The following is a 12,021-nucleotide window of genomic DNA, read 5'->3' on the forward strand; positions in this document are numbered from 1 at the left end:
GGAAGAGCGGGGCAACAGGTCAGTCGTCGCCCTCGGTGGCCTCGGGCAGCTCGATGCCGGCGTCCTCGGAGAGATCCTCCGCGACGACGGGCGAGAGCGAGAGCTTTCCGCGATCGTCGACCTTGGTGATCTCGACCTGGATCTTCTGGCCCACGGAGACGACCTCGTCGACGTTGTCGACGCGCTTCCCACCGGCAAGCTTGCGCAGCTCGGAGATGTGCAGCAGCCCGTCCTTGCCGGGGGTCAGCGAGACGAAGGCGCCGAAGGTCGTGGTCTTCACGACCGTACCCAGGTAGCGCTCACCGATCTCGGGGACCTGCGGGTTGGCGATGGCGTTGACGGCGGCGCGGGCGGCTTCCGCCGACTCGCCGTTCGTCGCGCCGATCAGCACGGTGCCGTCGTCCTCGATCGAGATGTCCGCTCCGGTGTCCTCCTGGATCTGGTTGATCATCTTGCCCTTGGGGCCGATGACCTCGCCGATCTTGTCCACGGGGATCTTCACCGAGATGATCCGGGGCGCGAACTCGGAGAGCTCGTCCGGGGTGTCGATCGCGGCCTGCAGCACGCCGAGGATGTGCAGGCGCGCCTCGCGGGCCTGCTTCAGGGCGGCGGCGAGCACGGATGCGGGGATGCCGTCGAGCTTCGTGTCCAGCTGGATCGCCGTGACGAACTCGGCCGTTCCTGCGACCTTGAAGTCCATGTCGCCGAAGGCGTCCTCGGCTCCGAGGATGTCGGTGAGTGCCGCGTAGCGCGTCTGACCGTCGACGACGTCGGACACGAGGCCCATGGCGATGCCGGCGACCGGCGCGCGGAGGGGCACACCGGCGTTGAGCAGCGACAGCGTGGAGGCGCAGACCGAGCCCATCGACGTCGAGCCGTTGGAGCTCAGCGCCTCGGAGACCTGGCGGATCGCATACGGGAACTCCTCGCGGGTCGGCAGGACGGGCACGAGGGCGCGTTCTGCCAGTGCTCCATGGCCGATCTCGCGGCGCTTCGGCGAACCGACGCGGCCGGTCTCACCGGTGGAGTAGGGCGGGAAGTTGTAGTTGTGCATGTAGCGCTTGCGCGTGACGGGGGACAGCGAGTCGATCTGCTGCTCCATCTTGAGCATGTTGAGTGTGGTGACACCCAGGATCTGGGTCTCGCCGCGTTCGAAGATCGCGGAGCCGTGCACGCGCGGCAGGACCTCGACCTCGGCGGTGAGCTTGCGGATGTCGCTCAGGCCACGGCCGTCGATGCGGACCTGGTCCTTCAGGATGCGCTGGCGCACGACTGCCTTGGTCAGCGAACGGAACGCTGCGGACAGCTCCTTCTCGCGTCCCTCGAACTGGGCGCCGAGGGCGTCCATGAGCTCGGCCTTGAGGCCGTCGGACGCGCTCTCGCGCTCCTGCTTGTCGCCGATCTGGAAGACCTGTCCGAGCTTCTCGGCTCCGGCGGACTCCACAGCGGAGTAGACGTCGTCCTGGTAGTCGAGGAAGACGGGGAACTCGACGGTCGGCTTCGCAGCGCGGGCCGCGAGGTCGGCCTGCGCCTCGCACAGCGCGCGGATGAACGGCTTGGCGGCCTCGAGGCCGTCGGCGACGATCTCCTCGGTAGGGGCTGTCGCGCCCTGCTCCTTGATGAGGGTCCACGAGTTGTCGGTGGCTTCGGCCTCGACCATCATGATGGCGACGTCGTCACCGGCGATGCGTCCGGCGACGACCATGTCGAAGACGGAGTTCTCGAGCTCGGAGTGCTTCGGGAAGGCGATCCACTGGTCCTGGCCGCTGCCGTCGGAGACGAGGGCGACGCGGACGCCACCGATCGGACCCGAGAAGGGCAGGCCGGAGAGCTGCGTGGACATGGACGCCGCGTTGATCGCGACGACGTCGTAGCGGACGTCGGGGTTGATCGCGAGGATGGTCACGACGACCTGGACCTCGTTGCGCAGTCCCTTGACGAAGGCGGGACGCAGCGGGCGGTCCATGAGGCGGCAGGCCAGGATGGCCTCCGTCGAGGGGCGGCCTTCGCGGCGGAAGAACGAGCCCGGGATACGACCCGCGGCGTACATGCGCTCTTCGACGTCGACGGTCAGCGGGAAGAAGTCGAAGCCTTCACGCGGGTGCTTGCCGGCCGTGGTGGCCGAGAGCAGGGCGGTGTCCTCGTCGATGTATACCATGGCTGAGCCTGCGGCCTGCTGGGCGACGCGGCCGGTCTCGAACCGGACGGTGCGTGTTCCGAAGCGACCGTTGTCGATCACTGCTTCGGCGAACTGAATTTCGGGACCCTCCAAGAGAGTCACCTCCGTTTCCTGGTAGGCGGAGGCAATCGGCACCCGACGTGGCCCGTCCCTCGTGGACGGCCCACAGCACCGGTCTTCGATCGAGATCCACGGAGCTGCCGGACCGGCGTTCCGGAGATCACTACCGAGGACCGCGAATGCGTGGTGCCGGTTGACTCCTGTTATGCGTTGGGTACTTCGATGCTGTTGCCAGCAAGAAGGCGGCTCCCCCTCGGATGGAGAGGATGCCGCCTTCCGACGCTGGTTATCGACGCAGACCCAGGCGCTCGATGAGCGACCGGTAGCGCGTGATGTCGGTGTCCCGCAGGTAGTCCAGCAGGCGACGGCGGCGACCGACGAGAAGAAGCAGGCCACGACGCGTGTGGTGGTCGTGCTTGTGCATCTTCAGGTGCTCGGTCAGGTCGAGGATACGGCGGGAAAGCATCGCGATCTGTACCTCGGGTGACCCGGTGTCACCTTCGGCAAGGGCGTATTCCTTGATGATTTCCTGCTTGATGGCGGCGTCAAGGGCCACGAGTAACTCCTAGAGTTGTACCGTGAACATGTGCTGAGCATCGCTTGCACGACGACACAGAAAAATCCAGCCACCACGGACTGCAGCCGGATCTGGCCCAAGTCTAGCGTCTGGGCTGATGTTCTGTCGAAAGCAGGCCCCGTGCGCGGTCGACGTCGAGCCTCATCTGGTCGATCAGCGCCTCCGGCCCCGTGTAGGTCACCTGCCCGCGCAGCCGCTCGACGAATTCGACGATCACGGACTGCCCGTACAGGTCGAAGTCCTGCACGCGCTCCGGCGGACGGTTGATGACGTGTGCCTCGACCTGGCGGTCGACGCCGTGGAAGGTGGGGTTGGACCCGACGGAGACGGCGGCGGGCCAGCGCGTCCCGGCCTCGTCGATGAGCCAGCCTGCGTAGATGCCGTCGGCCGGGGTGAACCCCTGCGCGGAGGCACCGAGGTTCGCGGTCGGGTAGCCGAGCTCCCTGCCGCGCGCCGCCCCGTGCACCACCTCGCCGCGCATGCGGTGGAGCCGGCCGAGCACGCGCGCCGCGGTTCCCACGTCGCCGGCCTCCAGGGCCTCCCGGACCCACGTCGAGGAACAGCGTCGGTCGCCGTCGGCGTCGGTGGCCTCCGCGGGGTAGCTCGCGCCGAAGTCGTCGATGGTGATGACCTCGAAGCCGAGCGTGCGGCCAAGCTCGCGCATCGTGTCGAGGTCCCCGCTGTTGCCCCTGCCGAACCGGACGTCGTGACCGATGACCACGGCCCTGGCCCGGAGCGCCCGGACGAACACGCGTTCCACGAATTCCTCCGGCGAATTGGAGGCCAAGTCGAGCGTGTAGTGCATCATCAGCAGGGCGTCGATGCCGGTCTCGGCGAGGGTCTCCACGCGGTCGTCGAGCCCCATGATGAGTTCGGGTGCGGAGTCCGGCCGGTGGACCTGTGCGGGATGCGGGTCGAAGGACACGACGACGGCCGCGGCGGATCGTTGCCGTGCCGCCTCGACGACCTGCTGCAGGACACGCTGGTGGCCCCGGTGCACGCCGTCGAAGTTGCCGAGCGTCAGGACGGAGGGCCCGAAATCCTCGGGCACACTGTCCAGGTCTCTCCAGTAGTACACGCATCTCCTTCGCGGTTCGGCCGATCCCCGGGACCGCGGGTGTGGTCCGGCGGGTCGATCGCCGATCCCATTATGGCCGAAGGCGCCGTCGCGGACGGCATCGCGTCCGCCCGGAGGCGTCCGGCGCGGGTGCGCCGCCGGACCGTCGGTGGCGCGTCGCCCGCTAGCTGCGCTGGGCGAACTCCTTGCGGAGCTCGCTCGTCTTGGCGATGTACTTGTGCCACACGAGCAGGGCTGCCGGGAAGGCCAGTTCGATGACCATGAGGATGATCAGGAGGTAGTTGGGGGTGCCCGAGAACGCCCACGACAGGACGCGCCCGATCCCGCCGACGAACACCATGAGGCACACCAGCCAGAGCATGTTGGCCCACTGGAACTTGATCGCGATGGTGATGAATGCCGCGCCGACGCCCACCATCATGGCCGAGTAGAACCGGAACTGGCTCTCGAGGGTGGGGTTGACCGGGGTGCCCTCGGTGTCCGGCAGGCCCGCCGTGCCGAGGATCAGGTAGTAGACCCCGAAGGCGGCGAGGGCCAGGCCCACCAGGACGACGACGGTGCGGAAGACGTTCCAGTCACCGCCCGAGGATGCGGCCTTGCCGGCCTTCTTCCCCTTGGCCGCGGTGCCGGCCTGGGAGGTGCCGGCCCTGGTGCCCGACGTCCCGGGTGCGGTGGTCGAGGCCCGCGACGAGGAGGTGGCCGACGGGGTCACGGGACTGCCCTGCTCCTGGCGGGCAGCACCGGTGGTCGGCGATCCCGCGCCGTCGCGCCCGCGGGCGTCGGACCCCGTGGCCCGTCCGCCGGGCGCGGAGGAGTTGTCGTTCTCGGGGCTGTTGCTGGTCATGTCGCTCCCTGGAGGCAGGCTGGATGGTGCTCTTCCGCCATACTCTCACGGTGCGGTGTGCCTCCGGCCGCGGAGGAGGCCGGCACCCCCGGCCCGCGCGTTCGGATACAGTCGGCGGCCGGCCCGCCGTCGCGCGGAGGGACCGTACCGCCCCGTCAGGCCCGGCTCGGCCGGTTCCTGCGGAGCCAGAGGAGTCCGAGGATCGGCAGGATGAGCGGGACGAACCCGTAGCCGCGGCCGAAGGCCGACCACACCGTCTCACTGGGGAACGCCTGTGCGTCGAGGATGCTGAGGAGCCCCACCGTGACGACGCCCACCAGTTCGGTGGTCACGGCGACCACGGAGACCCGGTACGCCCGCGCGCCGGGCCGGGCGAGGGACACGGTCGCCACGATGTACACCACGGCTGCGACGGCCGACAGCAGGTACGCGACCGGGGCCTCACCGAACTTCGTCGCGATCTGGAACGCGGCCCTGGCCGTCGCCGCGAGGGCGAAGACGCCGTAGACCGCGATCAGGAGCCGCCCGGGCCCGCTTGCGCGGCCAGCCCCGTCCGCCGCGGTCCCGGCAGACGCCGCCCCGCCACCGGGTCGCGGCGCCGGCGTCGCACCGTTGTTCTGCCTGCTCACAGTCCAGCCACTCCATCCCAGATCTGCTCCATGCGGACGAGCATGACGAACACCGTCAGTCCCGCCGCCGCCAGCACGAAATTGCTCCAGCGCGTCTTCTCGAGGATCGCCCACCAGAACGCCCCGACGGGCACGAGGAGCGCGGTGAGCAGGTAGCCCCAGAACTCCCAGGCCTCACCGAGCACCGGCTCCCCGGCGAGCTGCCGGATCACGGCTCCGACGGTATAGGCGAGGAGGAAGAGCTCGACGGCGGCGATCGAGAGGATCGTGATGTCGTTGGGTGGCCGGCGGAGCACACCGGCCCCGAGGCACAGCACCGCGGAGACGACACACACGACCACCCCGACGAGGAAGAAGGGATCCACGCCTACTCCTTGCCCCCGGGTGCGAACACCAGGAGGGCGCGGGCCGCTCCCCCGCGGTTCTCGAGCAACGCCACGAGCGTGCCGTCCGGCGCGAAGGCCGCCACGGGCCCATCCGGGTCCGCGGTCGGCGCCACCTTCCGCCCGTGCGACACGTCGGCGGTCTCGATGTCCGAGAGTTCCCTCACCGGGAACAGTGCCCGGCCGGCGTCGTCGAGCGACAGCACCTCCAGCTCCTCGGCGAGCTGCTCGAGGGTGCGTGCCTGGTCGATGGTGTACGGACCCACCTGGGTCCGGCGGAGCGCCGTGAGGTGGCCGCCGACGCCGAGCGCGGCGCCGAGGTCACGGGCGAGCGCACGGATGTAGGTGCCGGAGCTGCACTCGACGGTCACATCGACGTCCTGGAGGCGGCCGTTGCTGACGCGCCGGATCGCATGGATGTCGAAGCGGTGGATGGTGACGGGACGCGCGGGGAGGTGGACCTCCTCGCCGGAGCGGACCCGCGCGTAGGATCGCTCACCCTTGACCTTGATGGCGCTCACGCTGCTCGGCACCTGCTGGATCTCCCCCGTCAGCGCGACGACGGCCGTGCGGATCTCCTCCTCCGTCACCGCCGCGGCGATACTCCCGCCGGTGACCTCACCCTCGGCGTCGTCGGTGAGGGTGGACTGGCCCAGCCGGATGGTGGCGGTGTAGGTCTTCGTGGTCCCCACGATGAAGGTCAGGAGCCGGGTTGCCCGGTTGATCCCGACGACGAGGACGCCGGTGGCCATCGGATCGAGCGTGCCGGCGTGGCCGACCTTCCGGGTCCCGGCGAGCCGGCGCAGGCGTCCGACGACGTCATGGCTGGTCCAGCCCTGCGGCTTGTCCACGATAATCAGCCCTGAGTGGACCTGCCCGGCATTCACGCCTCCCAGTATATGGTCCGCGTCAGGACGCCCTGTGCGCGATACCATCCTCCGTATGCCCTCCGCTCCAGCCCACGTGGTGAATGTCCCGGTCAACCAGATCCGCGAGATCACCCAGGCGGCCTGGGCCACCCCCGACGCGATCGTGCTCAGCATCGGCGAGCCGGCGTTCCCCGTGGCACGGCACGTCCTCGAGGCGGGGATGGACGCGCTGGACCGGGACGACACGAACTACACGCCCAACGCGGGGATCGCGCCGGCCAGGGCCGCCTTCGCGCAGCGGTTCTCGCAGCTGGCGGGGGTCGACGACGATCCGTCGCGCGTCTTCGTCGTGGCCGGCGCCCAGCAGGGGCTGCACCTGGCGCTCAGCACGCTCATCGGCGCGGGCGACGAGGTCCTCCTCCCGGATCCGGGGTACCCCACCTTCGCCATGACCGTCGGCCTCCTCGGCGCCACACCCGTGCCCTATCCCCTGGTGCCCGAGCACGATTTCCAGCCGCGGATCGAGGACCTGCGCGCCCTGGTCACCGGACGGACGAAGGTCCTCCTGCTCAACTCCCCCTCGAACCCCCTGGGCTCGGTGTTCGACCACGACCTCACGCGTGACCTCGTCCGGTTCGCGCACGAGCAGGACCTGTGGGTCATCTCGGACGAGTGCTATGAGGCCTTCACCTACGACGTCCCCCATGTCAGCCCGGCGCGCTTCGACGCCGGAGGACCGGAGGCCGTGCCGGAAGCCCGCGAACCCCGCGTGATCACGTCGCTGACGCTGTCCAAGACCTACGGCCTGACGGGGCTGCGGATCGGCGCGCTCGTCACGCCGCCGGGGATGGAGGCGCTGCTCAGCAACATCATGGAGGCCACGGTGTCGTGCGTCTCCGCGGCGTCGCAGCACGCCGCCGTCGCCGCCATCACCGGCCCCCAGGACTACGTGTCCACGGCGCTGCGCCACTACCGGTCGAACCGGGACGCGGCGACCGCCGTCCTCGACGGCCTGGGGATCAGTTACCTCGACGCCCGCGGCGCCTTCTACCTGTGGGCGGACCTGTCGCACGCGACCGGCGGCGACGTCCGCGCCTGGACCCGTTCGTTCCTCGCGGCCCGCGGGGTGGCGTTCGCCCCGGGGACGGCGTTCGGGGCCCGCGGCGAGGGATGGGTGAGGATCGCTCTCTGTGGCCGGACGGAGGACCTGGTCGAGGGACTCTCCCGGCTCCCTGCTCCTCCGGCGCCGAGCTGACGCTCTCCGGCGCCGGTCCATGCAGAAGGCAGCCGCCCCGTGGGGTCGGCTGCCTTCTGCGTCGGGCTCGAACGAGGCGGGACTAACGTGCCGCCTCGTCGTCCTCCGACGTGCGGTACGGATCCGCGTCGCCCGCGAAGTTGGCGCCCTGCGCGATGGCAGCCACTTCGGCGTCGCGCTCGCGCGCCTTCTGCAGGAGTTCCTCGAGGTGGTTGGCGTTGACCGGCACCTCGTCGGGGACGAACTCGAGGGTCGGCGTGAGTCGGGCGGTGATGTTCTTGCCGACCTCCGACCGCAGCACGCCGCGTGCGGACTCGAGCGCCATCCGCGTGGCCTGCTGCTCCTCCGGGTCGCCGAGCACGGTGTAGTACAGGGTCGCGTGCTGGAGGTCGTTCGTGACGCGGGAGTCGGTGATGGTCACGGCTTCGAGCCGGGGGTCCTTCACGCGGCGCCGCAGCGCCTCGGCGACGATGACTTTGATGCGCTGCGCGAGCCGCGCGGCGCGAGCCGGATCTGCCATTGCTGTTACTCCTACTGAAGCTGGTCTGATGAGGAACCCGCGGGGGGTTCCGGCGGTCCGACAGGTCGGGCGCCCTGGAGGACCAGGGCGCCCGGACTGTCCTACCTGCTAGGCGCGGGGCTTCTCCCGCATCTCGAAGGTCTCGATGGTGTCGCCTTCCTTGACATCGTTGAACGAGCCGAGGCCGATACCGCACTCGAAGTCGGTGCGGACTTCGGTGGCGTCGTCCTTGAAGCGCTTGAGCGAGTCCACGGAGAGGTTGTCCCCGATGACCTTGCCGTCGCGCAGGACACGGGCCCTGGTGTTGCGTCGGATGATGCCCGAACGGACGATCGACCCGGCGATGTTGCCGAACTTCGAGGAGCGGAACACCTCGCGGACCTCTGCGGTACCGAGCTGCACCTCCTCGTACTCCGGCTTGAGCATGCCCTTGAGGGCGAGCTCGATGTCGTCGATCGCGGCGTAGATGACCGAGTAGAAGCGCATGTCCACGCCTTCACGCTCGGCGAGGTCCGCCACGCGCTCCGCCGGCTTCACGTTGAAGCCGATGATGATCGCGTTGTCGACGGTGGCGAGGTTGACGTCGTTCTGCGTGATGGCACCGACGCCGCGGTGGATGACGCGCAGCTGCACGCCCTCTCCCACGTCGATCTTCAGCAGCGAGTCCTCCAGGGCCTCGACGGCACCCGACACGTCACCCTTGAGGATGAGGTTGAGGGTGTCGACCTTGCCCTCGGCGACGGCCTGGTCGAAGTCCTCGAGGCTGATGCGCTTGCGGCGCTTCGCGAGGGCCGCGTTGCGGTCCGCTGCTTCACGCTTCTCGGCGATCTGGCGGCCGGTGCGCTCGTCGTCGGTGACGAAGAACGTGTCACCTGCACGGGGGACGTTGGACAGACCCAGCACCTGCACCGGACGGGACGGTCCCGCCGTCGTGACGATGTCGCCGTTCTCGTCGAACATCGCACGCACACGGCCGTGGGCCGTACCGGCGACGATGGTGTCGCCGACGTGCAGCGTTCCGGACTGGACCAGGACGGTGGCAACTGCACCGCGGCCCTTGTCCAGGTTCGCCTCGATCGCGATACCGCGGGCGTCCTTGTTCGGGTTGGCCCGCATGTCCAGCGCGGCGTCTGCAGTGAGCAGGACGGCCTCGAGGAGCTCGTCGATTCCCATGCCCTGCAGTGCGGAGACGTGCACGAACATCGTGTCGCCGCCGTACTCCTCGGGTACGAGTCCGTACTCGGTGAGCTGGCCCTTGACCTTGTCCGGGTTCGCGCCTTCCTTGTCCATCTTGTTGACGGCCACGACGATCGGCACGTTGGCCGCCTGCGCGTGGTTCAGCGCCTCTACGGTCTGCGGCATGACGCCGTCATCGGCCGCGACGACGAGCACCGCGATGTCCGTGACCTTCGCGCCACGGGCACGCATGGCGGTGAACGCCTCGTGGCCCGGGGTGTCGATGAAAGTGATGGCGCGGGTCGTGTCCTCGTGGACGTGCTGGATCTGGTAGGCACCGATGTGCTGGGTGATGCCACCGTGCTCGCCCTCGACGACCTTGGTGTTGCGGACGGCGTCGAGCAGTCGCGTCTTACCGTGGTCGACGTGGCCCATGACCGTGACGACCGGCGGACGTGCCTCGAGCTGCTCGTCGCCCTCTGCTTCCAGCTCCGCGTCGAAGTCGATGTCGAAGCTGCTGAGGAGCTCGCGCTCCTCGTCCTCGGGGGAGACGACCTGGATCAGGTAGCCCAGCTCCGTGCCGAGCACCTGGAAGGTGTCCTCGTCGAGGGATTGCGTCGCCGTCGCCATCTCACCGAGGTGGAACAGCACGGTGACCAGTGCGGCGGGGTTCGCCTCGATCTTGTCGGCGAAGTCCGTGATGGACGAACCGCGGCGCAAGCGGACGATGGTGTTGCCGTCTCCGCGGGGTACGCTCACGCCGCCCAGCGAAGGAGCGGACATCTGCTCCAGTTCCTGCCGCTTCGCACGCTTCGACTTGCGCTGCTTGCCACGACCGGCTCCGCCCTTGCCGAAGGCGCCGGCGGTGCCGCCGCGTCCGCGGCCGCCCTTGCCGAAGCCGCCGCCGGCGGGTGCTCCGCTGGGGCTGTTCGGTGCTCCACCGGGTCCGCGACGCGGTCCGGCACCCGCACCGGGTGCTCCGCGGCCGGGGGCAGCGGGACGCTCGGTGCGGTTCGGCATCATGCCGGGAGTGGGGCGCGAGCCCGGGGCTCCGGCGGGACGGGGTGCTCCGGGGCGCGGTGCGCCCGGACGCGGTCCACCAGCACCGGCGGCCGGACGGGGTCCACCGGCACCGGCTGCGGGGCGGGGTCCACCGGCACCGGCGGCGGGACGCTGCTGCGCATCGTCACGACGACCGGGCCGGGGCATGCCCTGCGACGGTGCGAATGGGTTGTTGCCCGGACGCGGGGGACGATCCGAACCGCGCTCGGCACCGCGATCGGTGTCGCCGCGGCGCGAGCCCATGCCCTGTGAGGGTGCGAACGGGTTGTTGCCGGGGCGGGGGGCGCCACCGGGACGGGCGCCCGACGGGCGCGTCGTTCCTGCCGACGGTGCAGCGGGGGGCGTCGCCGGGCGGGGCGCGGGGCGTGTGCCCTCGCCAGAGCCCTCGGCCGGGGTGTCCTGTGCTGCCGGAGCCGGGGTGTCCAGTGCTGCCGGGGCCGGCGTGCTCGGGGCAGCCGGTGCCGGCGTGTCCTGGGCGGGGACGGAGCCGTTGGAGAACGGCGATTCCTGCTGCGCGGCCGGGGCGGCCGGAGCTGCGGGCGCGGCCGGGGCGGGTGCCTCAGGTGCTGCCTGGGCTGCACCCGGCTTCGGGCCCGGCGAGGGTGCCGAGGGTGCCGAGGGACGTGATGGTGCGGGGGCTGCGGCCGCCTGCGGGGCGACGGCATTCGGGAAGGCGCCGCGAAGCTTCTTCACGACGGGGGCTTCGATGGTGGATGACGCCGAACGGACGAATTCGCCCAATTCCTGCAGTTTCGCAACTGCGTCTTTCGAGGTTATACCGAGCTCTTTCGCGAGCTCGTGTACGCGGACCTTGGCCACATTTCTCCTGTCTCGGTCCGCACCGAGTCAGGCACGAACCGTCTATTTCCTACTGCTGATCCCAGTCGCAAGCGCGCCTGGCAGATCGAATGCAGAACGCAACGGATTGGTCATCGTTGCGCACTCATCGCTGGGTGCTCATCGGGTTTCCATGAGGGTACTGACCCGCTTTCAGGGGGGACGGTGGTGAGTCGGAGCGTTCATCTCGACGCTCCAGGTGTGCCTGGAAGGATGCTGCCAACTGCGCAGTGTCCACCGGCCCGCGGAAGGCCCTGTTGAAGGATTTCCGCTTGACGGCTGTTTCCATGCATGCCGGGTCGGGGTGCAGCCAAGCACCCCGTCCGGATAGCCGGCGCCGCTCATCGATGACGGCGGTAACCTGCCCGTCGATCGGTCGTGCAACAATCCGCATCACGTGTGACTGGCGGTCCCGCCGGCGGCATCCCACGCAGGTGCGTATCGGATGTGCGTCCACCGGCCGGTGCCCGGAATCGTTTCGGCGTACAGCGTCTTCCGGGCACGACTCGACAGCAGTCCCTTCCATTCTACCCCTTCCGATGCCGCCGCCCG

Annotated in this window: 11 protein-coding genes; 1 reads left to right on the top strand and 10 read right to left on the bottom strand. The window is 69.6% G+C overall.

Going from position 1 to position 12,021, the window contains the following annotated elements; all coding sequences use genetic code 11:
- Window positions 1-19 precede the first annotated feature (19 nt).
- The 7 genes from IWX63_RS02630 to truB all read right to left on the bottom strand — a co-directional run bounded on the left by IWX63_RS02630 (window position 20) and on the right by truB (window position 6,637).
- Window positions 20-2,272 carry a polyribonucleotide nucleotidyltransferase gene (locus tag IWX63_RS02630; RefSeq protein WP_199276913.1) on the bottom strand — a complete coding sequence of 751 codons (2,253 nt, stop codon included), beginning with the start codon at window positions 2,270-2,272 and terminating at the stop codon, window positions 20-22.
- A 253-nt stretch (window positions 2,273-2,525) separates the two neighbouring features.
- Window positions 2,526-2,795 (bottom strand): 30S ribosomal protein S15, encoded by a 270-nt coding sequence (gene rpsO / locus IWX63_RS02635; protein ID WP_087072138.1) that lies wholly within the window; start codon window positions 2,793-2,795, stop codon window positions 2,526-2,528.
- Between the two features lie 103 nt (window positions 2,796-2,898).
- A complete protein-coding gene (locus IWX63_RS02640; RefSeq protein ID WP_199276607.1) occupies window positions 2,899-3,894 on the bottom strand; it encodes a bifunctional riboflavin kinase/FAD synthetase in 996 nt (331 codons plus the stop codon).
- Window positions 3,895-4,057: 163 nt separating this feature from the next.
- On the bottom strand, window positions 4,058-4,738 hold the full coding sequence (locus IWX63_RS02645; RefSeq protein WP_199276608.1) for a DUF4345 domain-containing protein: 681 nt from the start codon (window positions 4,736-4,738) through the stop codon (window positions 4,058-4,060).
- Window positions 4,739-4,893: 155 nt separating this feature from the next.
- Window positions 4,894-5,367 (bottom strand): hypothetical protein, encoded by a 474-nt coding sequence (locus IWX63_RS02650; RefSeq protein ID WP_442859084.1) that lies wholly within the window; start codon window positions 5,365-5,367, stop codon window positions 4,894-4,896.
- A complete protein-coding gene (locus IWX63_RS02655; RefSeq protein WP_199276609.1) occupies window positions 5,364-5,732 on the bottom strand; it encodes a hypothetical protein in 369 nt (122 codons plus the stop codon). The genes IWX63_RS02650 and IWX63_RS02655 overlap by 4 nt, the downstream gene beginning before the upstream one ends.
- A 2-nt stretch (window positions 5,733-5,734) precedes the next feature.
- Window positions 5,735-6,637 (bottom strand): tRNA pseudouridine(55) synthase TruB, encoded by a 903-nt coding sequence (truB, locus tag IWX63_RS02660; RefSeq protein ID WP_334685578.1) that lies wholly within the window; start codon window positions 6,635-6,637, stop codon window positions 5,735-5,737.
- A gap of 55 nt (window positions 6,638-6,692) precedes the next feature.
- On the opposite strand from truB, the gene IWX63_RS02665 reads away from it, so the two are divergent.
- Complete coding sequence (locus IWX63_RS02665) at window positions 6,693-7,874, top strand: pyridoxal phosphate-dependent aminotransferase (protein ID WP_199276611.1); 1,182 nt, start codon at window positions 6,693-6,695, stop codon at window positions 7,872-7,874.
- Between the two features lie 82 nt (window positions 7,875-7,956).
- Here IWX63_RS02665 and rbfA read toward each other — a convergent pair whose 3' ends face one another.
- The 3 genes from rbfA to IWX63_RS02680 form a co-directional block, all read right to left on the bottom strand.
- Entirely contained in the window at window positions 7,957-8,394 is a 438-nt protein-coding gene (gene rbfA, locus IWX63_RS02670; protein WP_199276612.1) for a 30S ribosome-binding factor RbfA, read from the bottom strand.
- Window positions 8,395-8,502: 108 nt separating this feature from the next.
- Window positions 8,503-11,451, bottom strand: coding sequence for a translation initiation factor IF-2 (gene infB, locus IWX63_RS02675; protein WP_199276613.1), 2,949 nt, complete (start codon window positions 11,449-11,451; stop codon window positions 8,503-8,505).
- 124 nt (window positions 11,452-11,575) lie between these two features.
- Entirely contained in the window at window positions 11,576-11,995 is a 420-nt protein-coding gene (locus IWX63_RS02680; RefSeq protein WP_199276614.1) for a YlxR family protein, read from the bottom strand.
- Between the last annotated feature and the right edge of the window lie 26 nt (window positions 11,996-12,021).

It is taken from the genome of Arthrobacter sp. CAN_A2 (assembly GCF_015752045.1).
Classification (GTDB): Bacteria; Actinomycetota; Actinomycetes; order Actinomycetales; family Micrococcaceae; genus Arthrobacter_D.